Below are 24,119 nucleotides of genomic sequence, written 5' to 3' on the forward strand. Positions count from 1 at the left end.
CCGATCAGCATTGTTGAGTGCGTCCGTACTGCTGCTAAGCTGACCAGCCAGGCCAAGTGCGTCGATCATCGGCTCACCGTTGCAGTAGAAGTCATCAACGAAGCGCCCTGTGGCCTTGTCCCGGCATAGCGTCTTGCCACCCCTTGAACTTGATCATTTTGCCCGTGCCCGCCACCGACGAGAAAAAATTGTTCGATCTCGCGTCGCAGGTCGTCGGGGACGTGATCCGCGGCCAGCGGCTCGTCGGGAGCGTCTTCCTTATGAGGCCAAAGAATATAGCGGTCGTTGCGCAAAACCTCGCCGCCCTCATCCTTCTGCTTGACGCTCAACGCACCCAACAAATCGCACTTGATCACCACTCCGGGAGCCGTGGCGGCCTGGTGAATGACAAGGCCATCCAGGAGGTCGCCATCTTCAAGCGTCGAAGGGATAAAGCCCCAGTCATACGCCGCGACCGGCTCACCATCACTGCCATCCTGGTGACGGCAACGATAGCTTCCGCTTCAAGAACACCTCAGCCCAAACCGAAATGAGGAGAAGCCGGCTCTTGATCAAAGCCTGAGACCCCACACCATACATCAGGCGGGTCGGTTCTCAGCGCAATCAACCACCTAGCTTCTAAGGCCGTCTCAGAGCCACATTTTCCCTCTTAGCCATTTAAGCAACTTGTTCCCAGAGATTGTTTGGCGAACCCGAGCGGCGGCCCATCCACCTCGGAACGTGGTCCCGACGTGGCAACTGCAAACGATGTTGTGCAATTGGCCGTCCGTCAGTTCGAAGAACCGCTTGGCTTCCCCATAAGAATCATCCTTCATGCCCAGCTCGCGCAGTACCGGATCCTCGAAGGCCACGGTGATGGGCGAGCCCTCACAGCGTGACGCGTCACGGGCTTCCCGTTTAAGATGCTCGGTGCCGATAAGAGCGCCCAGGCGTCGCTCAGGATCTTTTTCCAGCAGTTCTGCCCAACGCTCGATGCGCTGTTGGCGGGTCATGATTGGGTATGTCGACAAAGGTTCCACCTTTGCGATTGTCTGCAGTTGGTCAGGGGTTTGGTGTTTCATGGTTGGCTCCTGTCGATTGAAGTCCCCCACACTGCAAAAATTATCGCGCGCCGAGGCCCTGACAAGAGCCAGCCTGGTGGGATATTTTCACGGACAAAATTTGGCGCAGCCACAGGTAGCAAGTCCGAGCGAGGTTGGCTCCTCGGCTGTTCGGCTGGCGTCATTGCCGGCGTACTGAAAGTGAGCGCCCGTCGCACGCGCCGGGAAATGGCCGACGACACGGTATCGATCATCGAGCACGCGGACCCAACGGGTAAGTTACCGATCGCGGTTTACGGTTATTCCTTCGGCGCCGACACTTTTCCGTTTGCCTGGGTTCTGCTGCCAGAGCGAATCAAGGACCGCATCCGGTTTGTCGGACCCCTTGCCACCCAGCATACGATCACGTTTCAGGTGACCTTCGGTACTTGGCTGGGTGTTGGAGGGGACCATTCCGTCGCGCCGGCGATTGCCACCATCCCGCCCGGGCGCGTACTGTGTGTCTATGGCGAGGATGATCCTGACACAGCTTGCACCGACCCCCTGCTTTCAGGATTCAAAACGCTCAAGACCAAGGGCGGACACCATTTCGACGAAGACTATCCCGCACTTGCAAATATTCTTCTCGCCAGCATGAGAACGCGAGTGTTGTCCCGATCGGTGAGCCTTGCTGACTACATGGCCCCGAAGTATGGTAACAGGAATGTCGGCAATCTGATCGGAACAACCGCTTGACGTTTCGCGGAAATTCGGGCCAATCCCGCTCGGCGGCGCAGGCGGACGGAACAGTTCCGCTCCAGGACTCTCTTCGCGATCCTTCGTCCTAGGAAGCCTGAACCACCAAGAACAGTGATGATCCGCGCTTAGCGGAGGGCGCCTGGAGCCGTTTGACGTGCCAAGGTCTGGCGATCCAAGCTTGCTCACAATTATTTGCCCATCCTTCCCAGGCTTGCTGTTGGCGCCCGGGGGGCCAGGCATTCCCTGCCGCCCTTGACCGCCAGACGGCCCCCGGCCGGTGCAATAGCCCCGAAGCGCCTCCATTGCCGCCATACCCACCTGCACCGCCTGGACCACTTGCTCCGCTGAAGTCAGCCGCTTGGCGGCTAAATACATTAATGCCGAAGCTATACGAGTTCTGTTCCAGCCCGCTCCTTCGGCTCGATTTACCAGCTCGTCGACACGTCAGGGTCGTGGCCCGGTTCTTGGCCGAGCATACCGCGGTGGATGCCGAGCCTCGATAACTCTCGACATCGTGGCCGGTGCCTATGAGCGGGAATATTGGCGCCGGTGGCCGGGCGGGCGTGACGAATGAGCGCCGCGCTACATGTTGCTACAGGGCCGGATCGGCGGTTTCGGCTTATACGGACCTATTGGGCGCCTGATCGGTACGTAGGCGAGCGAGGTTCGGATCGAGTTGGCAGTAGTGGGTTGAGCAGCCGCACGCCTGGCGAGCAGCGCTGCCGACATTTCTGTGACCATCCTTCGGATTTCCAACAACGTCCTCTCGTCCCAAAGACCCCTCGCGCAGATTGTTTCGCCGGCATTTGCTTTGGACAACTTCGCCACCGCTCGCTCGACCTTCTGGGCGGCGGCGTCGGTGTCCTTGAAGCTCAGCATGAGTTCATGCCTCAGCAGCGCGAGCCGGGCCGCGCGATAGATCGGGCCGCTTCGGGCGATTTCGGGGTTCAGCGGAAATGTCGGGATCATCATGGTCATTCAAGTCGTCCTGGTAGGATCGATCTGTCCGCGGCCTCGACCGCGGTTCGTATCCGGCTGCACAAAGTGAGATTCTCGGCAAGCATTTCTTCCGAGTGTTTAAGCGCGAGCTCGGCCCGTTTGATGTGCTGCTCGGCATTATCGGCCGCCATCCCGTGACCGTGGGGTTCCGTCGTGTCCATTAGATTCTAACACATGGCGGCCGATATCGTTCCCGCATGTCTGGCGAATTGGGTGCCGCATCGCGGGGCGGCTGAGGATGAACTCGCGACCCGACGAGATAGCCACTGAGCGACGCCGCGGACGTCGACCCGACTGGCACCGCTGAAGAGCGCGACGAGCGCAGACGGCGGTTGTGTCGAGAGCGCCAGGACCGCCTGAAACAGCGAGAAATCAAAGGCAGCATCGTCCTGCCGCTGGAAGTCGACCCCGTGACCGTAGGCCTGATGCTGGAGGCTGGCGCAGTCGACGAAGCCGGGAGCCGGAACCGGAAGCGCCTCCGTAGGATAGCCCTTCACATCCTGAATAACGCGATAGTCACAGCCGTTGCTGCCGGGCGTACTGGAGCGAGCGCGAGAAGGAACTGCGCGGCCACATATAAGTGCGTAAGCGCTCGAAGAAACCATCAGGGTTCCGGCGTCGAAAGAGCACTCTCGTTCCTAACTCCGCCAACGCTGCGGGACTTGTCCGTCGGAATGTAATCGCAGTAGGCAGAAAAAACGCGGGCTGTGTTGCTTTGTTCCGGTTTGTCAGGTTTAGAAGTATTGGGAATAAGGGTAATTGCGTGTGAAATCGCTTGGGGTCAAATCGGACGCCCTGAGAGCTAGTTTGGCGTTGCTTGCGCTCGCCGGTTGCGCGGCGTTGGGAGGCAAACCCGCGCTGCTGAATACGTTCGAGCTGTCCGCCCCCTCGATCGATGCGCATGGCCACAGCCGCCGCCAGATCCTGATCGCCCAGCCTTCCGCGCTCAAGGCGCTGGACAGCCAGAACATCGTCATCAAGCCGTCTGATCGCTTGATCCAGTATCTCAAGGGCGCGCAATGGGCCGACCGGCTGCCGCTGATCGTGCAGGCGCGACTAGCCGAGACTTTTCAGCGCTCCGGCAGCTTTACCGGCGTCGGCAAGCCGGGCGAGGGGCTGGCGATCGATTATCAGGTGATCGTCGAAATCCGCTCCTTCGAAGTCCGCGTCAATGGCGGCGAGCATGCCGAGGTCAATTTGTCCGTACGCATTCTGAACGACCGCAACGGCGAGGTGCGCGCCTCGAAGAGTTTTACCGCTTGGGCACCTGTCTCGGGCCGTGGCAATCCGGCCTATGTCAACGCGCTGGACAGCGCCTTCGGCGACGCGGTGAAGGATGTCGTGCGCTGGACGGATACGGTGATCTGATCCGGATAAACCAAGCTTGCGGCTGCGTCCGAAGCAAATATGCGTCGTATGAGCGGATGGGGCAGCTGGATTGGTAATTGAGACTCGCCAGAGAGTCAGGTGCTGCTGCGCCAAGGTCCAATAATCCGAAGACGCCAGCGACTTTGAAAGCACAAAGCTGGTTTCCCTCCCCAAAGGCGACGTTGCCAGGAGGTGCAAGTCAAGTGCAGCGTGACCGCTGCCGCGGACGGCGTATCCTGCAGGGTTATCGCAGTCCTAGGAAGCCTAAGATAAAAAGGACAATTACGATAGCGCCAACAACCCAAATAATCCGATTCATCATCTCTCCCTTTCTGCTCCAAGGACCCCGCCCCGATGGCACAGCGGCCAATGGATTCCTTTGCCCCGCTTCCTACGCCAAGAAGCGCCATCCGAAGAACTACCTCAAGCCAAAACCACTAATGTTCCAAAGCTCGTCGCACTCCACATCATCCGAGTAAGTCGTAAGCCCGGGATAACGCGGCGACCGATTTCGGATTTTCTTGCTGAGGCTACCAGCACCGCGACACTCCATGCGTTCGACCAGTTAGGTTATCGTCCGCCTTGGCGGCACATCTATCAAGGTACAGCCACATCATTGGGCACTGAGCTCAAAACCCGAGCCGGAAAGTTCTGGATCGAACCCCACGTCTCATTCCTGGAACTTCGGTGGATTTTGACGCGTTACATCGTAGTGGAAATTATTCAGGACACCCTAGCAGCCTCCCATTCGGTCACCGCGCCATCTGCGTTAAGGCCGGTGCAATGTCGATGATTAAACTCCGATTAATGGACGATGCGAACTTTCGAAATGCCAGCAAAACCACCTGAGCACACAGAAGGCAAATCTCTTATTGACAGGGAGGCGGAACGCCACGCGGCAAATTCGTCCAAGGCTCGCTTAACGACTGCAGGTGAGGTCGGGCAAGAGCGAGGCAGGGAGGCTGAATGGCCATCCCAGATTCCTGCTCTAGGTTGGAAGGATATCGCTTGGCGGGTGTGGGAGGAATTCAACAAGGATCGCATGCTGCTCGTCGCAGCTGGTGCCACTTTCTACCTGCTGCTTGCTCTGTTTCCGGCTTTAGCGGCCTTTATGTCTTTATACGGGTTTGTAGCCGATCCAGTAACCGTAGCCGATCACGTTTCCTATCTCGCCGGCTTGCTTCCTTCGACCGGACTCGATCTCATTCGTCAGCAACTGCAAGCGTTGGCACATCAGAACACCAGCGCTCTTGGCGTGGGTTTTTCGTCGGCCTGTCTATTGCATTGTGGAGCGCCAACAGCGGTATCAAAGCGCTTTTCGACGCCATGAACATCGCCTACGCGGAGACTGAAAAACGCAGCTTTCTCAGACTAAACATCATGTCGATTGGCTTCACCATGGGTGCCTTGATGATCGGCATCGTTTTGCTCCTGGCCGTCGGAGTGGTTCCCGTCGTCTTGTCGTACCTGTATCTCGACGAATGGGCAGAAGTGCTCTTCGTTTTAGGGCGGTGGCCGGTTCTCATGCTGGCCGTACTCACCGGGATATCGCTCACTTACCGGTTCGGCCCGAGCCGGGCGAAAGCCAAATGGCGCTGGCTGAGTTGGGGTGCCGTGATGGCAACGCTGGTCTGGTTGGTCGCGTCGTGGCTGTTCTCTTTTTATCTGCAGCATTTCGCCAACTACAACGTAACATACGGATCATTAGGCGCCGTGGTCGGCTTAATGATGTGGACCTGGATTTCGGTCGTCATTCTCATTGTCGGCGCCGCGATCAACGCTGAAATGGAACATCAGACATCGCGCGATTCAACCACCGGGCCGCCATTGCCGATGGGCCAGCGAGGGGCGGTGGTTGCCGATAGTCTCGGCAAGGTCGCTGAGTGACGCCAAATCCCTCTCGTCGCGGCAGGTTCGGGTGGTCTCAATGTGTCGTACTTGACCCAGATCGGATTGCCAATGCAGCCTGCTCGTGCCGCCTCACGTTGAAACCGGCCCGGCAAATAGAATTCGTGAACTGTGCTGATCAGGGATCGTCCAGAACAGAAATTGCCGGCCGCCAACACACCCGTTTGCTAAGCCGCAAACTAAGCGTCAGCGCTCCTGACAGCTGGATCACACCCTTGGCTCGCGCCTTCGAAACCTCGCACAAATCCGTTCTTGCCGGCTCCCTGTCCCGCTCGGTTTCGGCAGACCGGCTCCCGTCACACAGCATTGCAAACCGGTTAGATGGCCGCCGACGCCCTGTGTCATAGAACCGAACCCGAACCAGTCGCATACGTTTCCATCATGGCGTGTTCACAGGTATTCGGTGATTTCCTTGAACTCACCGGGCAGGCTGTTGCTTGCCCGTAGGCGGCTCACCCTTGCTCTCTCAAGCTTTGGCGAAAAAACCTAATAGCAGGGTGGAACCTGTAGCTATCAGCGCGATTGATTCTGATGGGCACGCGCCGCACTGCTAGATTTCCTGGTCTCGGGAGGCCGCGAGAGGACAGGCTTGTGACTGGCACCCCTCTTGTGCTTGACGTGCTCAAACGCAGACTGATCTTTCAAATCCGAAGCGTCTACGACGATGACTTTTTCCCCATCCACTTGCTCCTGTTCGTCTATACGCTCCTTGTGCTGGGAGCGACTGCGTTCGTATTCTTCCTATGGTGAGCTTTCTTGACCCAGCGCCGATTGACAAGGAAAGGCTGGAGCGAGCCGATCGCGAGTACCGCGCGATCGTCGAGGCAGAGCGCACCGAGCGCGAAGCGATATCAACAAGGTTACGTGAGCAGCGCCTTTTATTCGAACCCTCAACGACGCCGCTCTGCGCTGTGGGTAGCCTCGGGCTAAGAAAAAGACGCATAAAGTAATTGAGGTTGACTTGGTTGGACCTGAAAGCGGGGTGATGAGCTTACACGGCTTTCCTGTTTTTTGCACGAGATCACGCATGGCCAACGTCCCTCATTGGTCGGCCCGCGCTCTGTGCAACAGGCGCGGGCCATTCCTTCTTAGGCCGAAAATGCTTCCTAGGAACATCGGCATGGCTGTGCTCCAGTCGGAGGGATTTTGCGTTTGCGGACAGCCACTTCCAATTCAGCCGGCCCCTGCCGGGCGACCCCAAGGCGATAACGAGGGCATGGTCTCGAAGCGCCGCGTTAGCAAATACCGTAGCGATCGTCACAAACTGGCTGAAGATCAAGAGTTATGCGATCGCCGAATTTGACCTGCTGGGCGTCGAACGCGAGGCAGGCAAGTCCGCCTTTCGCCCTTATGGCCAAGCCACTGTCAGGAACGGGCGGAGGCCTGGCTACGGGGATTTGATGTCTTCCCGCTTGACGGCGTCGGTCAGCGGCCGGAGAGAATCGGCGGTCGACGAGGCAGGTTGCCAATTCGGAGTAACCGTACTCGATCCGGTGGAAGCTTTCAGGCTGATTGGGTGAGTTCGATCCATTTTGCTCGTCGCGACCGACAGAAGATCGATACCTGGCTTCAGCTGCGATTTTTCGCCTGGCTTCTTCAGCCGTGCGGTAATTCCGCCGTCCTGCTGGCGCCTTCTAAGCGGGGCAACAGCCAATCTCCGATGAACGCGCCAATGATCCCGATTACTATGTCCGCGATCAGTCCAAAGCCGGCCCCCCGCACGATCTTCCCAGCCAACCATCCAGCGACAAGGCCGACCACCAATATGACAATTATGCTCTCGTTCGACAGATCCATGGTGATCCTCCCAGGACTTCCTTTTTTACTACGCGATGGGCGCCCGCAAACTAGCCGACTAACTCCATAGCCGATCCTCTATCCCCATGAAAGCCACGACGCGTTGGTGGTTCGACGCATTCCGAGAGGTCGAATGAGGAGCTTCGGAGGAGCGCCTACTTCTTGAGAATGTTCCCGTCTTTCAAATCGAAGGCTTGAGCGCCCGCAGCTTGCTTGTAAAAATCGTCCACCAGTTCGCATCAATCGCCCAGCTAAACACCACAGTTGCTGCAATGAACCGACGTAAGGCCGGTAGCATCTGCCGGGAGGTCCATTTGAATGGTCCCGCAAAGCTTTGCAATCTAGTTTGTGATCGAGTCCCTTGCTGTCGATTTGCGCTTTGCGACCGGACTCGCGCATTTCGACATCCCTCTTGCTGCCTATGGAACGAATTGCAAATCCCTTCCTAAAATGGCTGCCCCGAGCAGATCGGCGATCGCCCGCACGAGAGCAGCGATTTTCCGTCATCTTCGGCTACATCCGCATAGATCTCCGTGATGGTTTCGACGACGCCGTTAACATCCATCGATGAACCGCGCTGTGCGCGCTCCGGCCCCGATCTGGGCGATACGCAGAAAGCCCTCGAAACATGACTGACTTTGAAGCCGTTGAAGTCGCCGATCAGATTTGCGATTTTTACTGCGAGCTCACATCCGGCGAGAGAGGCGGATGAAATGAGCTTCCTCCCCCCGCCAGCTTGAATGGCATCCAGAATCCGGCGTTGCGCTGGGAGTTCTGCACCCATGGTCAGGCCGGCTAGCATTGCGGGCCGACGCTACGGGGTCACAGGGTGCGAAGGCTGGCTTTGCCTCAGACCCGATCGAAGGTGAAGGAGGTCAGAAGCGTAGTGACGAAATTGCTGGCCTTCTCCTTGACGAGAAGCTCCGTCCATTCGTCGGTCCCTCGGAGCATCAGGCCCGTGTAGATGCTGTCGACCGCAGCCTCTTCTATGCGCTTGATATGCGACTTGAACACGGCTTCGTCGCCTGTCCTATACATATCCCGCACGACCATTCGCAGGATTTCCTGGATGGCTATTTGCCAGGCGGTATTGATTGCCTGAAGCTCGTTCGTCTGTTCGGTCATCGAGAACTCCTCGATCTTGACTGCCATCGACAAGCGGCGGCGATGCGCGCGCAAACCAAAACGGTCGGGCCGGCCGGATATAAAAAAGGTCAGGCATTTCTGCCTGACCTCGCTTGGTCTCACGCTTTCAACAGTGCCAGTACATCCGTGGTCAAAGGAAAGCTGATCCGATCAAACGGCCTGCAGGTTGCAGGCAGACATCTTGCCCGACTTGTTGTCGCGCTCCATTTCGTAGCCAATCTTCTGGCCTTCGACGATTTCGCGCATTCCGGCACGCTCGACGGCAGAGATATGAACGAAGGCGTCGGCGCCGCCGTTGTCAGGCTGAATGAAGCCGAAGCCCTTGGTGGAATTGAACCATTTAACTGTGCCAGTGGTCATGATGAACCCTTTCATAGCAATATTGAACGCCGGCAACGCGACAGCGCTGCCGATCGTGACGATGACGATTTTGAAGGGAAGGTTCGTTCAGGGCGCGGTGCCAAACGCGCGATAACCAAAGCTCAGCAAGCAATATCGACAGGGCTATTTCCTATCCTATCTCCATATCGGCGTCAACTTTCGGTTTGGGAAATTCTCATTTCAACTTCTTGTTGCGCGCGTGATTATTGCAATTCAGTAATGGGCCTCGCGGCTACTGCTTGGTAGCAGAATCCCGGGTATCGGACCGATCAATGCACTGACGATCATCGCCGAAGCCGGAGACCTTCGCCGAGGCAGGCACCTTGGCCGTCGTGCCACAGAACCTTGATCAGATCGCCGCGCCGGCCGCGGAAGACGAACAGGTGACCATTGTGCGGATCACGCTTCAGCGTCTCCTGCACCACCAGCGCCAAGCCCGGAAAGCCCTTCCTCATGTCGGTGTGGCCGGTCGCCAGCCACACCCGCACGCCGCTCGGAACCGGGATCATCGGGACCCAAGCGCGTCCAGAACGCGCCGCAGCGCCTCGACATCGACATCACGATCCACCCGGACCCGCTGCCCACCGCCAAGCTCGATCTCGATGATGCCGCTCTTGCGGCGACGTCGACCGGGAGACACCGATGGCGTCGGCGCCTCAACAGCTGGCGAGGCAACAGCAGGAGCGATCTCGACTGGGATCAATTGCGATGAAGTGGCATCGACCCGATCGCACAGGTCCTTGCGCCACCGAAAGAGCTGGCTGACGTGAATGCCTGCCGATCTCGCGACTTCCGAGGTCGAGGTTCCAGGTTCGAAGGAGGCCGCGACCAGACGCTCCTTCTTCTCGAGCGACCAGCGCCGGCGCCTCTCAACCGACGTGATCACCTCAACCCGCGGCATCGTCATAGAGCTACTCCTAGGATTATCCCTAGGACTTCCGACGTTCGCCCTCAGCCTACAAGGCGGCACTCACCGGAGGGGTACGCCAGAACGTCGTCGTCACGATGATCTCGCGTGAGAGCTATCGTTCGATCGAACTCGTCGAACTTGCTGGTGAGAATTGCGGATAGCCGCTGCAGTGCCAAATCCGAATTGGGATAGGAAAGCAGGAGGGTCTGCAAGGCCTGCAGATGTCGCCGCGCCTGGGTCTTTGCGGATTGATAAGGGGCGAGATAGATCTCGTTTCCGGTGATAATGAAGCCGCGCTGACTGGACTCTGCCGTCTGCATGGCATTTCTCAATTCGACTGCCGCGATCCGGGTGTCGCGCGCCGCGATGGCATCGTCAAAATAGGATTGCGCCCTCTCGCCCAACCAAAAGTTCATCGCAACAATGGCCATCAGGGCCAGAAAGCCGATTAACAGATTGCTGCGCGTCCGCCGATGCCCGGGCTAGGCGGTGATGCCCTCCGCGATCCGGCTCAGCAACTCGGCGACATCGTCTGGCGCGGTCACCATCGCGTCGTGTCCCGTCCGCAACTCGTGGTAGTCCTCGATATCAGCGGCTTGCGCGCTCTTTGGCTGGCCAAGTGGTTTATCGCCGATGCAATTGACGTAGGTCCGTGGCACCTGTGGGAAACCCGCACTCAGTTTGACCGGCTCCCTGAAGGTGCGGATCGGGTGCGCGGTAAGCCTTGGCATTACCCAACTCACGTCCCTCTCCTCCTTCAACCCGAGGAATTGCGCGGTCGCCGCGCTGGCAGGGATGCGCCAGCCCTCACCCCGACCCGCGCCTGCTCCTCGAAATAGTCCCTGGCCTGCGCCGATGCACAGTCGTACAGGCCGTCGCGGGGAACGATGGCGTCGAGATAGACAACTCGCGCTATCCGGCCGACCGCCCTGTCCGCGGCTCCCGAGGCCACGATTCCCGCGTAACTGTGTCCAACCAAGACAACATCTTTCAAGTCCTCGGTCTCCAGCAAACCAAGCACATCGCAAATGTGCGTTTCCAGGTCGATGTCGGGAGAGGCGAGATGTGCTCGCTCACCGAGGCCGGTAAGCGTGGGGGTATACAAATCGGAGCCCAGCACATTCAGTGACTGAGCGACCTTGCGCCAACACCACCCACCATGCCTCGCGCCGTGCACCATAACAAAGGTTGTCATCGGTCGCCCGCTTCCCTCGATACACGGAACGCACTGAATTTCGTGCGAATTCCGCGCCATCATGGGCAGCCATTCCACGGGATCGTGGGCACCGTTGAAGCGCGGGTGAAGGAGCCTCGACCGACCGTCTGAGCGAGCTATGGCTTGTCTCGTTTTTTAACGAGGAAGCCAGATGCCGACCGAAAGATTGTCGATGCGCCGCATACGCGAACTATTGCGACTGAAGTACGAGAGTGGGCTAAGCAGCCGGGTAATTTCTGCCTCGCTTGGCATCAGCAAAGGGTCCGTGGGCGACTACTTGCGTCGGGCTCAGGCAGCTGGGTTGGGCTGGCCGTTGCCCGAGGCGATAAGCGACACAGCACTGGAACGACGGCTGTTTCCGGGCCAGCCAGCCGCGACGGCAGTGGATCGCAGCCCTGAGCCTGACTGGGCCCATGTCGATCGTGAACTGCGGCGCCCGGCGGTGACACGCGCTTTGCTGTGGCAGGAATATCGGACCGAGCATCCGGGCGGTTACGGTTATTCGTGGTTCTGCGAGCACTACGAGGCCTGGAAGCAGCGTGTGTCGCCGACGATGCGCCAGCGCCATGCCGCCGGTGAGAAGGTCTTCGTCGATTACGCTGGCGACACCATCGATGTCATCGACCCGATAACGGGTGAAGCCCAGGCGATGAAGCTGTTCGTCGGCGCGTTGGGGGCCTCGAGCTATGTATATGCTGAAGCCCGGCCCAGCGAAGGGCTCGCCGACTGGATCGGCTGCCATGTCGGCATGTTCGCCTCTTTTGGCGGAGCGACGGCCATCACTGTGTGCGACAATCTCAAAGCGGCTGTGACCAATCCAGATCGGTACGATCCCGGCATCAACCGCACCTACCAGGACATGGCCCGGCACTACGGCACCACCATCCTCGCAGCCAGGCCGTATCGGGCTCGGGATAAGGCAAAAGTCGAGGTCTCGGTGCAAATCGCCCAGAGATGGGTGCTGGCGCGCCTTCGTAATCACCGCTTCTTCAGCCTGGTCGAGCTCAACCAGGCGATTGGTGAACTGGTCGCCGATCTCAATGGGCGGATCATGCGGGCCTATGGCATGAGCCGAGCTGAACTGTTTGCCTCCGTGGACGCCCCGGCGCTGAGACCGCTGCCGGCCGAACCCTATGCCTTCGCTGTGTGGAAGCGCTGCCGGGTGGCGCCCGACTATCATGTCGAGGCCAGCGGCAATTGGTATTCCGTGCCTTACCGCCTGATCCGCGAACTCGTCGATGTCCGCATCGCCGATCGGACCGTGGAGGCCTTCTACAAGGGCGAACGGGTTGCTAGCCACGCCAAGTCACCCGGTCGTCGCAACCACACCACGCTTGCCGATCATATGCCCAGCGCCCATCGGCGGCACGCCTTCTGGACGCCGGCCCGGATCACCGCCGCCGCGGAGAAAATAGGCCCATCCACGGCCGCCCTGACCATGGCGATCATGGCCGCTCGGCCTCATCCCGAGCAGGGCTTCCGCACCTGCATGGGTATCCTGGCCCTGCAGAAGCCCTATGGCGCTGTCCGGCTGGAAGCAGCCTGCCGACGCGGCAACACCATCCAGGCCCGCTCTGTCGGCTCCATCCGATCCATCCTCAAGACCGGCCTGGATCGTGCCTTCACGGACGCGGAGCCAGAACCAAAGCCCCTGCGCCACGCCAACATTCGTGGCCGCTCTTACTTCCACTGACCCTCATCAACAGGAGAGAAAAATGCTCGTACATCCCACCCATGAACGGCTCGTCGCCCTGGGGCTGGCCGGTATGGCCAAGGCCTTCGAGGAACAGAGAACCTCACCCGATCTTGCGGCCCTGACCTTCGAGGAGCGGGTCGGCATCATGGCCGACAGGGAAGCGGCGGAACGCGACACCAAGCGCATGACCACCCGCCTCAAGTTCGCCGCCCTGCGCCAGAATGCCTGCGTCGAAGATATCGATCTGCGCACCCCGCGCGGCATCGATCGGGCCCTCCTGGCCAGGCTCATCGCCGGCGACTGGATCGCTCGCCACAATAACTTGGCGATCTGCGGCCCATGCGGTGTGGGAAAATCATGGCTTGCATGCGCCCTCGGCCACAAGGCCTGCCGGGATGGACGCTCGGTCTCCTATCAGCGCGTGCCGCGGCTGTTCGAAGCCATGGCGTTGGCACGCGGCGATGGTCGCCACGCGCGCCTCCTCAAATCCCTCGCTCGCGTCGAGCTCCTGATCTTGGACGATTGGGGCATCTCGGTCCTCACCCAGAGCCAGCGCATCGATCTGCTGGAGATGCTCGAAGACCGCAACGGACGGGCGTCCACCATCGTCACAAGCCAGGTACCGGTCGATCAGTGGCATGAAGTCATCGGCGATGATCCCACTCTCGCCGACGCTATCCTCGACCGGCTCGTTCACAACGCTCACCGCCTCAACATGACCGGCGAAAGCATGCGCAAAATCGCTGGCAAACAGGCTCTTGACGCCGACAAGAATCCCGTGAACTCATAGCAACCGTCGGTCAGACTCCACGTGCCCACCATGGCGTGGAATGGCTGCCCACGATCGCTGGAATGCGCAATTTCGCGCAAGTGCAGAGTTTCCGGCGCGCGCGATAGCCGCGGAGATATTCCGCACACACACTCTACCCCCAAAGGTCGGGACCGGAAAGCTCCGCGCTCGTGGCGCGCATCCGTGCATAGATGATTTTTTGGAGCAATGGGCGGCTAGCCAGATAGATGGGGACCTTCTTCGACTGCACCGCCGAGCCACGGCTAGCACCCATCCACCCACGGCATTGGCGTTGAAAGATCCTCATGTCATCAAGCTTAGGCTACAAAAGACCAGGCTTGCTTTTGGCTGCTGTAGAGCAGGACAATTTCGGTAAACAGCAAGTTTGGTACCCAGCAGAGCCAAGCGATAACGGGGTACGCCTCAACAAAGGGAATATCCAGGACGCCACTCAGCCCGAGGTAAATTCGGAGAGTGATAGCCGCAGTCGTTAAGGCGTAGCTCCGGATCATCCAACGCCGATGCAGCGCGATCCGGCGACGAAGTATCAGAGCCACGGCGATAGCTGTGGTTGCGATCCAGAGTGCACCGAGAGCTAAGAAACCAATAGAGGCGACTTTGCCGGTCTCGGCATGCAAGGCGACAGGGATCGAAGCTGACCAGGCAATGAGCACCGCCCCAGCATAAATTCGGCCGCCATAACGATGCAGCCACGGACGCCGCTGACGCACGGTTGTCAAAAACTGCCATGGCCCGATCAAAAGTGCGACCGAGGCCGACACAGCATGAACGACCAACGCAGTCCGGTGTGTGACGAAATTTTCCACTAACGGAAAGGGGACAGTCGGTAGGGCTTAGCGTAAGGAGGCCAAACCAACGAGTGTGGCAGCGATGGCAAGGGCGACCCATGCTCCGCGAGCGACGGGATTCTTTTGGTGCAGGCCCAAACGGCTGGATCCTTGTTGAAGCGTCGGGCGCATGTTCGATTCCTCTGTAGGGTATGACGAACGAACCGTCGTCGACGCCTTTCCTTATGTTATAGGATATAATATCCACTCAAAAATGTGCTGGCGTCAAACTAAAATTATAGGATATTACATTCATGCCTTCGCAAAAGCCTCTGTCCAGGGTCGGACGGCCGTATCATCACGGCGACCTCCGCGCGGCATTGATCCACGCCGCGTTCCGGGAAGTGGAGCGGTTGGGACCCGAAGGCGTGAGTCTCAAAGCCTTAGCTCATACGCTGGGCGTGTCGCAGCCGGCACCCTTCAGGCATTTTATCGACCGCGAAGCGCTGTTGTCCGCCGTTGCCGTCGAAGGCTTCCATGCTTTTTCCAAGGCGCTCGAGGCAGCGGCAGCTGCGGAAGGATCAACTGCCCTCGCTTCCATGGCAAGCGCCTATGTACGTTTTGGTCGCGAGCATATTGGCCTTTATCGTCTGATGTTCGGTTCGAGACTTCTAGCTTGCGCCGTACCGAACAGTGACCTGAGCCAAGCGGCATTGGCCAGCTTCGCTCTTCTTGAAGCCAAGGTCACCTCGGCACTGACGCCCAGCTCGGCTCGGAAGAAGGCGCTCGGCGTATGGGCCGCCCTTCATGGGCTAGTCATGCTCGATCACGAACAGCTTCTTTCAGGTGATCTGGCCAAGGGGATTGAGATTGAGTCGTTGATTGATGATGTCGTGACGGCCGCCGAAGAGCCTGCGAAAGACTAGTTCTGTAGCAAGACCCGACTGAAAGTCTTTGGTGTTGTTGCGATTGGGATAGCACTGGTCCGGCACCGGCACACCGAGATGCAGGCAGAGCGGCTTCCACCCAGCCCGTCATATTTCTTCTTCCAGTTGAAATAGGTCGCCTGGCTGATCCCGGCCCTCCGGCAGATCTCCGCCACAGGAAACCCATCCGCTCCCTGCTTCAGAATGAACGCCTTCTGCGCGTCCGAAAACTTCGATGCTTTCATCGCTTCCGCTCCTCTCCCAGCCGGGAAACTACAGCGGAAAACTCCAATTCTGAACGGTCCAGTTTCTGGGGATCAGATCACAGTCGCGCGGGACTTTGGCCGAGTCGCTTGCGACAGTTTCAGACCCGCAATCTCCAGGCTTTCTTCGCCCGATCACCTATCGAACCAAACCGCCCCGACGGCGTTGAGTCGCGCGTTGCCTCATCAGCCGGGGCATTTTCATGACAAAGGACGAACTTTCCACCTATCGCGCCAAACGCGATTTCACCAAGACGAAAGAGCCCAGCGGCGAGAACTCGATTGCGAAATCGAACCGGCTTCGCTTTGTCATTCAGAAACACTTCCACGCGGCTGCACTACGATCTGCGGCTTGAGCTCGGTGGTGTCTTCAAGCGTGGGCTGTCACCAAAGGGCCGTCCCTGGATCCGCAGGACAAGCGCCTGGCGGTCGAGGTTGAGGATCATCCGCTGGATTACGGCGATTTCGAAGGCACGATCCCCAAGGGGCAGTACGGCGGCGGCACCGTACAGCTGGGGATCGCGGCTACTGGGAGCCCGAGGGCGCCATGTCTCCTGAACAAGCCTTGGAAAAAGGCGATCTGAAATTCACGCTCGACGGCAAGCGTCTGCACGGAAGTTTTGTTCTGGTGCGCATGAAGCACGACCGCAACGGCGGGAAGCAGACCAACTGGCTGCTGATCAAGCACCGCGACAAATACGCCACGGACGGCAATGGCGACGCGGTGTTGGCACAGGACCGGTCCGTGGCCTCCGGGCGAAGCATGGACAAGATTGCTGCCGGAAAGGGGTCCGGGCCGAAGCCGTTCATGATGCAAGGCTCAGCCGCGGCGGATGCCGATGCCGTGTGGGACAGCAATCGCGGCCATGCCGCCGAGGAGCGCGCCAAGCCGGCAAAGGCATCGTCAAAGCCGTCGTCCCCCGCAAAACCAGCCGCTCGCGGCTCGGCGGTTGCGATGCCCGAGTTCGTCGCGCCACAGCTTTGCGCGACCCTTTCTCGCCCGCCTGCGGGAACGAACTGGGTTCACGAAATCAAGTTCGACGGCTATCGCGTCCAGTTGCGCGTCCAGGAAGGCACCGCCACTTTGAGGACGCGCAAGGGCCTCGACTGGACGGACAAGTTTCGCGCCATCGCAAAAGAGGCGGCCGGTTTCCCCAATGTCATCGTCGACGGCGAGATCGTGGCTCTGGGCGAGAATGGCGCACCCGATTTTGCCGCCATGCAGGCCGCATTATCGGAGCGCCGGACAAAGGATTTGATCTTCTTTGCCTTCGATCTGTTGTTCGCCGATGGCGCCGATCTGCGAAAGGTGCCTCTCTTGGAGCGCAAGGGACGGCTGAGCGAGATGCTTGGTGAAGTCGAGTGTGGCGAGGAAAAGCTCATCCGCTATGTCGAGCATTTCACCAATGGGGGCGACGCGGTGCTGCAGTCGGCATGCCGGCTGCGAGCTCGAAGGCATCATCTCAAAAAAGGCGGATGCGGCCTATGTCTCGGGCAGAACCGACACCTGGGCGAAATCGAAGTGCCGGGCGGGACATGAAGTGGTCATCGGCGGCTGGTCGACGACCAATGGCAAGTTCCGGTCGCTGCTGGTCGGTGTGAACCGCGGCGAACATTTCGCCTATATCGGCCGTGTCGGAACCGGCTACAGCGAAGCCAAGGTCAAGCAGTTGCTGCCGCGGCTGAAGGAAATGAAGGCCGCCAAGTCGCCGTTTACCGGCGATGGTGCACCGAAAAAGGATTCGACGGTCTTCTGGAGGAAGCCGGAACTGGTTGCGGAAATCGAATTCGCCGGCTGGACCGGTGGCGGCAATGTCAGGCAGGCTGCCTTCAAGGGTTTGCGCGATGACAAACCGGCCAAGGAGGTAGAGGCTGAGCGTCCCGCCGATCCTCAAGGCACTCAGATTGCCGATCCGGCCAAGACGAGAGCCCGGACAGGGAAAGCCCCGGTGGTAATGGGCGTCATCATATCCAAGCCGGACAAGCCGTTATGGCCGAATGCCGGTGACGGTGGACAGCCGGTCACCAAGGTTGACCTCGCCGAGTATTTCGAGGCCATTGGCCCCTGGATGATCAAGCATCTCAAAGGTCGTCCGTGCTCGCTGGTGCGAGCGCCCGACGGCTACGCCGGCGAGCAGTTCTTTCAACGCCATGCCATGCCGGGGACTTCCAATCTGCTGGAGCTCGTAAAAGTCTTCGGCGACCACAAGCCGTATCTGCAGATCGACCGCGTTGAAGGCTTGGCGGCGATCGCCCAAATCGGCGGCCTGGAATTGCATCCCTGGAATTGCCAGCCCGGTCACCCCGAGGTTCCCGGCAGGTTGGTGTTCGACCTGGACCCTGGTCCAGAAGTCGCCTTTGCCGATGTGGTCGCGGCCGCAAAGGAAATGCGTGATCGTCTTGAAGATTTGGGACTGGTCAGCTTTTGCAAGACCACGGGTGGCAAGGGCCTGCACGTCGTCACGCCGCTGGCGGGCCAACGCAGCAAAACGACCTGGCCCCAAGCCAAGGCCTTTGCCAAGGCCGTCTGTATGCAGATGGCGGCAGACAGCCCGAACCTCTATTTGGTCGACATGGCCAAGAAGCTGCGGACGTCCCGGATCTTTCTCGATTATCTCAGGAATGATCCGATGGCGACCGCCGTTGCACCTCTGTCGCCCCGCGCCAGGGAGGGTGCGACGGTTTCAATGCCGCTGACATGGGGCCAGGTGAAGGCGGATCTCGACCCCAAGAGAGACACCGTCCGCAGTGTGCCAGGCCTACTGAAGAAGACTGTCGCCTGGGCCGACTATGACGAGGGCGAACGGTCGATCAGTACGGCCATCAAACGGCTCGGCTCGACGAAGCTCGCCGCATGAATTCGAAGGGATCAAAACCGTCGTTTGGTGTTCCCTTGGACACGGAGCCCATGGAGGCAAAGGCCGCGGAGGCCTTGCCGGATGACACCGGGCAGTGGCAGTACGAACCCAAATGGGACGGATTCCGCGGCCTGGCCTTCAAAGCCGGTGACGAGGTCGAGTTGCGGGCAAAATCAGGCAAGCCACTTGGCAGATACTTTCCGGAAGTCGTCGCGATGGTGCGTGAGCTGAAGGGCGAAGGCTTTGTGGTGGACGGTGAGCTCGTCATCGACGTTGACGGCTCGCTCTCTTTCGATGCGCTGCAGATGCGGCTGCATCCGGCGGAAAGCCGAATTCGAAAGCTCTCTGTCGAGACCCCGGCAAAACTTATCCTGTAAGATATACTGGCCACTTCGGATGCCAGCCTGATGGGTGAACCGCTGTCCGCAAGGCGCAAGGCGCTGGAACTGTTGGTAAAGTCGGCGGGGCGCGTCGGTATCGAACTGTCTCGGTGTACCACGGATTTGCCCACCGCAATGAGGTGGCTTGGCGCATCCGGACAGGGTTCCACCGATGGCGTTGTCGCCAAGCGCCTCGACGATGCGTATCGGCCGGGCGAGCGCGCCATGATAAAGGTCAAGCGGCTGCGCACAGCCGATTGCGTCGTCGGCGGATATCGGTATTTGGCGAACGCGCGCGAGGTCGGCTCTTTGTTGCTGGGGCTCTACAATGACCAGGGCAAGCTCGACCACGTAGGCTTTACATCGACGATCGCTCGCGAAGACCGGACAGCGCTGACGCGACAAGTTGAGGCGTTACGGTCACCGCCTGGCTTTACCGGCAAAGCGCCAGGTGGCCCAAGTCGCTGGAGCACTGAGAGGAGCGGGCAGTGGGAACCGGTTCGCCCTGAACTGGTGGTCGAAGTGCGTTTCGATCACGTCACCGGCGATCGCTTCCGGCATGGCACGAAATTATTGCGCTGGCGCCCTCACAAAAACCCAAAGCAGTTCACCTTCGAGCAGATCGTGAAAACATGAGCGCTTCGCACGCGACGGTTAGCGTCGAGGCGGCCTGACCTACGCTGTATCCACGCGCTTGAGATCAGATACAGGCACCACCCCGTGCTGGCTGATGAAGGTCAAGGTGGACCCGGTGCTTTGGCTCTGTGAGACACCAGATATGCGATGGTCGCCGGTGTCGTAGATCTCCGTGTTTCCGTGGTCGTCGATGACCAGGCGGCGTTTCTCCGCAAACGCCGCATAACGCATGTGGTTCTGGGAGCCGGCGGCAGAGGGGTTTCCAAGCTCATCTGGCCACCACGACGCCGCAGCTGCCATACCAGCGGAACGATAGCTCACACCCGTGTCGCCGCCCCGCCGCTCGGAGGGATGGTCGCGCAGGTATGCAGACAACTCTCCCGCGATAGCGTTGAGCTTGGCCTTCAGGCTTTCGTTGAACATGTCGCCAACCATCGTCATGCCCGAAGACCATTGCGACATGCCGCCAAAATCGGCGTGACTGAATTGGGCCATAGCGCCGCCACCACGCTGTAAGCCGTCCAGAACAGCCCTAACAGCGTCTTCGGAGATGCCGTGCTCGCGCGAAAGGCGGGTGGTCAGGTCGCCTAAGTTCTGGGCCATTATGTTGTCCTGAGAATCAGTAGCGTTCCGCCGCCAGTCTGCGCGACACAGCAGCAACGATCGTCGCAGGGCGAGGTTCCTGGATCCGCAGAATTTCCAACGTCATTCCGAGTCATTGGTCGCCGCCTGGTCCGAAACACCGCGAACGTCCGCCCACGTCGTTTGACAGAAAAGCCGATCCTGTCTGTTGGAACATTTCGACCGGCACACTTTTTTACAAGGACTGTTGCCGACTGGTGCTCGACGAACACAATCTGTCCGACGGCCTGACTGGGTGGAACGCTTTTCGCCCTGGTGAATTGTCAGGACTATTGCGGTCGGCAACGCCAGACGTAGCCGACACAAGCAGCCCGCCGGCCCAACAGGCTGGCGGGCTCTTTCGTCACGGTCATGAAAGACGTGGACCGCATTCAACGACCGCTTGCGCGGTCATGATCTCTCGCCGAAGGGCTCGCTTTGGCGGCTGACGGTTCTCGTCGGGGTTGGGGACGGGCAATTCATCCGGCAGGAGGTCAGGGTCAGGCTCGCGCACGTCTGGGGTCCAGCTTGGTGCATCCACCGTCGGTTCTTCATTCGGCGCTGGTTTGGGCGGCATGACTATTCTCCCGTTTGTCAGTTAGGCGCGGTGTCTTGCCGGCTAGCGGACGTGCGTCGCTTCGTCTGGCCGGGAAGGGGTCCGCCAAAGGGCTGTCAGGTTTAAGCGGAGCGCCTGCCGTTTTAGGACTGACTGGTGCTTGACCGGCGTCCCTGTCGCCGGGCCTTTACGCTCGATCTCGGCGCCGGCCGTCTCCGGCTCTCTTGCAATTGCATCGTTGAGGTTTTTGATCTTCGCCATGGCGTTGTCTCCTTTACGGGCCAACGACCGGCCAGCAGGAATGTTCCAGATGGCATGGAAACTCGGTGCGCCGGGCGATGGTTGTCGATGACCACACAGGGAGGAACAGAAAATGTCTGGCGACGAAAACCATCGTGAAACCGGAGCGACGAATTATCCGGCCAGAACCGGTAAAGACCCATCAGATGCCTTCTCGCAGGACGCGGCTGGAAACAAGAAGCCCAAGGACGGCGTCGGATTGACGCGGCCCGCGGACGAAGTCGATGACAAGACACATCAGTCGGATGGGCAGAACCCACCAGGCCAGGTAAAGAGTTCCCGGCCATGAATGTCGCCAATCTTCAGCTAGAAGGTCTAATGATGGCGGTCGCGTCGATCAACAATGTGCTGGTCCACAAGGGACTGCTTTCGATCGACGACATCGATATTGCGCTGCGAAAGGCCGAGGCCAGCGTCGCGGGCGATGAGCGGACTTATGAAGACATGTCCCCGGCCAACCGCGACGCATCTGCTTCCCGATCCGGCTTCTGCAGATCGCAAACAACGCCCAAGGCGAATCCGACGTTCCGCCGTTTTCGGAACTGGCAAAAATGGTTGGGCAAACGAAGCAGCCTTACAACGATCAGCAGTGGCGCTGACGATCACACCGCCTCCGTGACGGCCTACATTTCGCTGTTTTGAATAATTCCCGCTTCGCCATCCTGGATATGCGTCCGCGACGACGTTGACGTCTTTAGCCGAACGCCGGGTCCGCCATGGATCGTCTCACCGTCGCTCAGAAAGGCCACCCCCGCGGTCTCAAGCGCGGATCGCATCGCAACCAGCATGTCGCCGGCCGGAACGCGCTTGCTCTTCTCGAAGTCCCGAACGGTTCCCTCACTGACCTGCGCTTTCGCGCCAAGCCTGGCTTGCGACCAGTCCAGCAGACCACGCGCCGCCCGGCATTGCTCCACGGTTAATTTGGTCACGTAAGTCTCCTCGGGTCGATGTGTTCGCGTTTGGCCTAAGCGCTCTTGCGCTTTGCCGGGGCGCTCTTTTTGGAGGTCGCCAATCCCTCCTGTTTCAGACTCTTCTTCAGGATTCGGCCAGGTTGATGACGTTCTCTTTCGGCTTGGGTGCTGCCTTTGGTGGCGCCTTGCCCTTTCGTTTCGCATCGATCATGGCAATCAGCGCATATTCGTAGGTGCCCTCGAATTTCGAGGGATCGAAGGTGGTCACCTTTTGTCGATGAGCATGCCGGCAATTTCGAGCAGCTCGGCATCATATTTTGCCTTCGTCAAACCATCAAAGACACTCTCCTCGGCGACCCTCATTGCGGTTTCGAAGTTCGGTCATCACCATGCCCTTGCCATATGGCTCGATCACAACTTCACCGCCGCTCTTGTAGAGCACGATGCAGGACCGCGCTGTGACGCCCTTGTTCTTCATGGCATCGCGGATCACGCCGTAAGCCTCGACGGCCGCGCCGTCGGCTGGAATGAGGTAGTAGGGTTTCTCTAGATTGCGGGTGTCGATCTCGCTGATCGCCACAAACTCGCCAACCTCAAATGTGTGATCCGAGGTGAGCTTGAGCGCCTTGATGTCGTCGGGCTCAATTTGAAGGAATCCATCCTTCTCCAACTCGAAACCCTTGACCTGGTCTTCCGTTTCAAACGGTTCCCCGGTCTTCTCATCGGCATAGATGCTTTTGACCGGCAGGCCGTCCTTACGGTTCAAGATCTTGAAGTGGATCTTCGAGGCTTCGCTGGTGGCGCCCACAATCTTGACGCCACAGGTAACCGAGCCGACCTTCAAAAAACCTTTCCAGACAGCACGTGGCGCGACCATGTCGTTTATCCCCGTTTCAGGTCAAGGCAAACGAGTGTCGGCCCAAACCGTTCCTTGGATCCACCGCAGCCGGGTGTCCGCTGGGTTTCGTCGGAACGTTTCGCAAGGTGGCAGGTTAGCTCGTAGCAAGCCATATTCCCCGGTCGCAATGGCGATGTCCTGATAGTCGACGACCTTTCGCGGGCCCCGGATCGCTATGGAGTGGAAGAGTGACCCAGTGACAGACCTGACTTGGCCCGACATTTGGATCCAGAAGATTGATGAAGAACTAGCCGTCACCAGTGTTGGCAGCGAACGATTGGCTTGTGCAGGTATAGCCGCATGAAATCGAATGATGTCCCTGTGCCTGGCACGGTCGATTTCGGGGATTTCAGCGGCGTCGAACCATTGAGCAGATCATTCGGTGGTGATCGCGGTACGCCGCTGGACCGCTACTACATAGAGAGCTTCTTGCGCCGCCATGCGGACGACGTCAGTGGCGATGTCGCGGAAATCGGTGACGCTGTCTACACTCACCGTTTTGGCGGAGATCGGGTGATGCGTTCTGAAATCATCGACTCCCCGCAAAGCAATAATCCAGGCGCGACCATGAGGGTCGATCTCCAGAACGTAGAGGCAATCGTCGCTAACCGCTTCGACTGTATGATCGTGACCCAAACCCTGCACATGATCTATGATATCCGCGGCGCCGTTGCGGCCATCCACCATGCGCTGGCGCCCGGTGGCGTCGTGTTGGCGACAGTGCCAGGGATCACCTCAATCGACGTCCAGGACGGGCCTGAGAAATGGTTTTGGGCGATGACCCAGAGCGCGGCGCGACGCCTTTTCGCGGAGCGTTTCGGCCCGTCCCAGGTTCAGGTACAGCAGTTTGGTAATGTGCTGGCGGCTACCGCCTTCCTGCAGGGCTTGGCGTTCGAAGAGGTGGATCGAAAAGGCCTTGACGTGATTGATCCACTATATCCCGTCATAACGGGGATTCGGGCTGTGAAGTCGTGATCGCTGCGGCACCCAATG

At 59.2% G+C, this 24,119-nt stretch carries 23 protein-coding genes and 9 pseudogenes; 12 read left to right on the forward strand and 20 right to left on the reverse strand.

Going from position 1 to position 24,119, the window contains the following annotated elements; all coding sequences use genetic code 11:
- Positions 1–65: 65 nt before the first annotated feature.
- Both CKW40_RS29840 and CKW40_RS29845 read right to left on the reverse strand, forming a co-directional pair.
- Positions 66–431: an inorganic diphosphatase gene (locus CKW40_RS29840; protein WP_342202952.1), complete on the reverse strand. Its 366-nt coding sequence runs from the start codon at positions 429–431 to the stop codon at positions 66–68.
- Positions 432–629: 198 nt separating this feature from the next.
- Entirely contained in the window at positions 630–1,061 is a 432-nt protein-coding gene (locus tag CKW40_RS29845; RefSeq protein WP_095203467.1) for a hypothetical protein, read from the reverse strand.
- Between the two features lie 180 nt (positions 1,062–1,241).
- Between CKW40_RS29845 and CKW40_RS29850 the strand changes: the two genes are divergently transcribed.
- The gene (locus tag CKW40_RS29850; RefSeq protein WP_095203390.1) at positions 1,242–1,775 is read left to right on the forward strand and encodes an AcvB/VirJ family lysyl-phosphatidylglycerol hydrolase; all 534 of its coding nucleotides are present in this window, start codon (positions 1,242–1,244) and stop codon (positions 1,773–1,775) included.
- Positions 1,776–2,360: 585 nt separating this feature from the next.
- Here CKW40_RS29850 and CKW40_RS29855 read toward each other — a convergent pair.
- On the reverse strand, positions 2,361–2,756 hold the full coding sequence (locus CKW40_RS29855) for a hypothetical protein (RefSeq protein ID WP_095203391.1): 396 nt from the start codon (positions 2,754–2,756) through the stop codon (positions 2,361–2,363).
- A 558-nt stretch (positions 2,757–3,314) separates the two neighbouring features.
- A pseudogene (locus tag CKW40_RS44710) lies at positions 3,315–3,407 on the reverse strand (DUF2062 domain-containing protein); the annotation flags it as partial.
- Between the two features lie 177 nt (positions 3,408–3,584).
- Between CKW40_RS44710 and CKW40_RS29875 the strand changes: the two are divergent.
- The gene (locus tag CKW40_RS29875) at positions 3,585–4,145 is read left to right on the forward strand and encodes an ABC-type transport auxiliary lipoprotein family protein (RefSeq protein ID WP_244571334.1); all 561 of its coding nucleotides are present in this window, start codon (positions 3,585–3,587) and stop codon (positions 4,143–4,145) included.
- A gap of 829 nt (positions 4,146–4,974) precedes the next feature.
- Positions 4,975–6,032, forward strand: a pseudogene (locus CKW40_RS29880) (YihY/virulence factor BrkB family protein).
- Between the two features lie 1,653 nt (positions 6,033–7,685).
- On the opposite strand, the pseudogene CKW40_RS29895 reads toward CKW40_RS29880, so the two are convergent.
- The 4 genes and pseudogenes from CKW40_RS29895 to CKW40_RS29915 all read right to left on the reverse strand — a co-directional run.
- Positions 7,686–7,850, reverse strand: a pseudogene (locus CKW40_RS29895) (GlsB/YeaQ/YmgE family stress response membrane protein); the annotation flags it as partial.
- A gap of 445 nt (positions 7,851–8,295) precedes the next feature.
- A complete protein-coding gene (locus tag CKW40_RS43970; RefSeq protein ID WP_179298165.1) occupies positions 8,296–8,634 on the reverse strand; it encodes a hypothetical protein in 339 nt (112 codons plus the stop codon).
- 65 nt (positions 8,635–8,699) lie between these two features.
- On the reverse strand, positions 8,700–8,975 hold the full coding sequence (locus tag CKW40_RS29910; protein WP_095203468.1) for a hypothetical protein: 276 nt from the start codon (positions 8,973–8,975) through the stop codon (positions 8,700–8,702).
- A gap of 171 nt (positions 8,976–9,146) precedes the next feature.
- On the reverse strand, positions 9,147–9,356 hold the full coding sequence (locus CKW40_RS29915; RefSeq protein ID WP_027145347.1) for a cold-shock protein: 210 nt from the start codon (positions 9,354–9,356) through the stop codon (positions 9,147–9,149).
- A 268-nt stretch (positions 9,357–9,624) separates the two neighbouring features.
- Here CKW40_RS29915 and CKW40_RS43180 point away from each other — a divergent pair.
- Positions 9,625–9,699 (forward strand): annotated as a pseudogene (locus CKW40_RS43180) (transposase); the annotation flags it as partial.
- 49 nt (positions 9,700–9,748) lie between these two features.
- Here the strand turns inward: CKW40_RS43180 and tnpB are convergent.
- The 5 genes and pseudogenes from tnpB to CKW40_RS29940 all read right to left on the reverse strand — a co-directional run.
- Positions 9,749–9,886, reverse strand: a pseudogene (tnpB, locus tag CKW40_RS29920) (IS66 family insertion sequence element accessory protein TnpB); the annotation flags it as partial.
- The gene (gene tnpA, locus CKW40_RS29925; protein ID WP_095203398.1) at positions 9,883–10,284 is read right to left on the reverse strand and encodes an IS66-like element accessory protein TnpA; all 402 of its coding nucleotides are present in this window, start codon (positions 10,282–10,284) and stop codon (positions 9,883–9,885) included. The gene tnpA and the pseudogene tnpB, both read right to left, overlap by 4 nt.
- 44 nt (positions 10,285–10,328) lie before the next feature.
- Complete coding sequence (locus tag CKW40_RS29930; protein ID WP_095203399.1) at positions 10,329–10,718, reverse strand: CHASE3 domain-containing protein; 390 nt, start codon at positions 10,716–10,718, stop codon at positions 10,329–10,331.
- 51 nt (positions 10,719–10,769) lie between these two features.
- On the reverse strand, positions 10,770–11,030 hold the full coding sequence (locus CKW40_RS29935; RefSeq protein WP_143748386.1) for a hypothetical protein: 261 nt from the start codon (positions 11,028–11,030) through the stop codon (positions 10,770–10,772).
- 14 nt (positions 11,031–11,044) lie between these two features.
- Complete coding sequence (locus tag CKW40_RS29940; protein WP_095203401.1) at positions 11,045–11,482, reverse strand: alpha/beta fold hydrolase; 438 nt, start codon at positions 11,480–11,482, stop codon at positions 11,045–11,047.
- A 172-nt stretch (positions 11,483–11,654) separates the two neighbouring features.
- Between CKW40_RS29940 and istA the strand changes: the two genes are divergently transcribed.
- A complete protein-coding gene (gene istA, locus CKW40_RS29945) occupies positions 11,655–13,196 on the forward strand; it encodes an IS21 family transposase (RefSeq protein WP_095203402.1) in 1,542 nt (513 codons plus the stop codon).
- A 22-nt stretch (positions 13,197–13,218) separates the two neighbouring features.
- Positions 13,219–13,989: an IS21-like element helper ATPase IstB gene (gene istB / locus CKW40_RS29950; protein WP_095203403.1), complete on the forward strand. Its 771-nt coding sequence runs from the start codon at positions 13,219–13,221 to the stop codon at positions 13,987–13,989.
- Positions 13,990–14,306: 317 nt separating this feature from the next.
- Here istB and CKW40_RS29955 read toward each other — a convergent pair whose 3' ends face one another.
- The gene (locus tag CKW40_RS29955; RefSeq protein WP_179298166.1) at positions 14,307–14,771 is read right to left on the reverse strand and encodes a DUF2306 domain-containing protein; all 465 of its coding nucleotides are present in this window, start codon (positions 14,769–14,771) and stop codon (positions 14,307–14,309) included.
- 320 nt (positions 14,772–15,091) lie between these two features.
- On the opposite strand from CKW40_RS29955, the gene CKW40_RS29960 reads away from it, so the two are divergent.
- Positions 15,092–15,703 carry a TetR/AcrR family transcriptional regulator gene (locus CKW40_RS29960; RefSeq protein ID WP_095203405.1) on the forward strand — a complete coding sequence of 204 codons (612 nt, stop codon included), beginning with the start codon at positions 15,092–15,094 and terminating at the stop codon, positions 15,701–15,703.
- Between the two features lie 101 nt (positions 15,704–15,804).
- Here CKW40_RS29960 and CKW40_RS29970 read toward each other — a convergent pair.
- A pseudogene (locus tag CKW40_RS29970) lies at positions 15,805–15,948 on the reverse strand (transposase); the annotation flags it as partial.
- Between the two features lie 221 nt (positions 15,949–16,169).
- On the opposite strand from CKW40_RS29970, the pseudogene ligD reads away from it, so the two are divergent.
- Positions 16,170–18,824 (forward strand): annotated as a pseudogene (gene ligD / locus CKW40_RS29975) (DNA ligase D).
- Positions 18,821–19,840, forward strand: a pseudogene (locus CKW40_RS29980) (ATP-dependent DNA ligase). Before ligD ends, CKW40_RS29980 begins: the two co-directional pseudogenes overlap by 4 nt.
- Before the next feature lie 39 nt (positions 19,841–19,879).
- On the opposite strand, the gene CKW40_RS29985 reads toward CKW40_RS29980, so the two are convergent.
- Both CKW40_RS29985 and CKW40_RS29995 read right to left on the reverse strand, forming a co-directional pair.
- Entirely contained in the window at positions 19,880–20,443 is a 564-nt protein-coding gene (locus CKW40_RS29985; RefSeq protein ID WP_095203406.1) for a hypothetical protein, read from the reverse strand.
- A 637-nt stretch (positions 20,444–21,080) separates the two neighbouring features.
- Positions 21,081–21,278: a hypothetical protein gene (locus CKW40_RS29995; protein WP_244571335.1), complete on the reverse strand. Its 198-nt coding sequence runs from the start codon at positions 21,276–21,278 to the stop codon at positions 21,081–21,083.
- A gap of 112 nt (positions 21,279–21,390) precedes the next feature.
- Between CKW40_RS29995 and CKW40_RS30000 the strand changes: the two genes are divergently transcribed.
- Both CKW40_RS30000 and CKW40_RS30005 read left to right on the forward strand, forming a co-directional pair.
- Positions 21,391–21,606 (forward strand): hypothetical protein, encoded by a 216-nt coding sequence (locus CKW40_RS30000; protein ID WP_179298167.1) that lies wholly within the window; start codon positions 21,391–21,393, stop codon positions 21,604–21,606.
- Positions 21,603–21,916 (forward strand): annotated as a pseudogene (locus CKW40_RS30005) (hypothetical protein). Before CKW40_RS30000 ends, CKW40_RS30005 begins: the two are co-directional and overlap by 4 nt.
- Positions 21,917–21,940: 24 nt before the next feature.
- Here CKW40_RS30005 and CKW40_RS30010 read toward each other — a convergent pair.
- The 3 genes from CKW40_RS30010 to ku form a co-directional block, all read right to left on the reverse strand.
- The gene (locus tag CKW40_RS30010; RefSeq protein WP_095203408.1) at positions 21,941–22,246 is read right to left on the reverse strand and encodes a helix-turn-helix domain-containing protein; all 306 of its coding nucleotides are present in this window, start codon (positions 22,244–22,246) and stop codon (positions 21,941–21,943) included.
- Between the two features lie 106 nt (positions 22,247–22,352).
- Positions 22,353–22,496 (reverse strand): hypothetical protein, encoded by a 144-nt coding sequence (locus CKW40_RS45615; protein ID WP_342202947.1) that lies wholly within the window; start codon positions 22,494–22,496, stop codon positions 22,353–22,355.
- Positions 22,497–22,562: 66 nt separating this feature from the next.
- On the reverse strand, positions 22,563–23,105 hold the full coding sequence (gene ku, locus CKW40_RS30015; protein WP_342202948.1) for a non-homologous end joining protein Ku: 543 nt from the start codon (positions 23,103–23,105) through the stop codon (positions 22,563–22,565).
- Positions 23,106–23,426: 321 nt separating this feature from the next.
- Between ku and CKW40_RS30020 the strand changes: the two genes are divergently transcribed.
- The gene (locus CKW40_RS30020) at positions 23,427–24,101 is read left to right on the forward strand and encodes a class I SAM-dependent methyltransferase (RefSeq protein ID WP_095203409.1); all 675 of its coding nucleotides are present in this window, start codon (positions 23,427–23,429) and stop codon (positions 24,099–24,101) included.
- Positions 24,102–24,119 lie beyond the last annotated feature (18 nt).

It is taken from the genome of Mesorhizobium carmichaelinearum (assembly GCF_900199455.1).
GTDB lineage: Bacteria > Pseudomonadota > Alphaproteobacteria > Rhizobiales > Rhizobiaceae > Mesorhizobium > Mesorhizobium carmichaelinearum.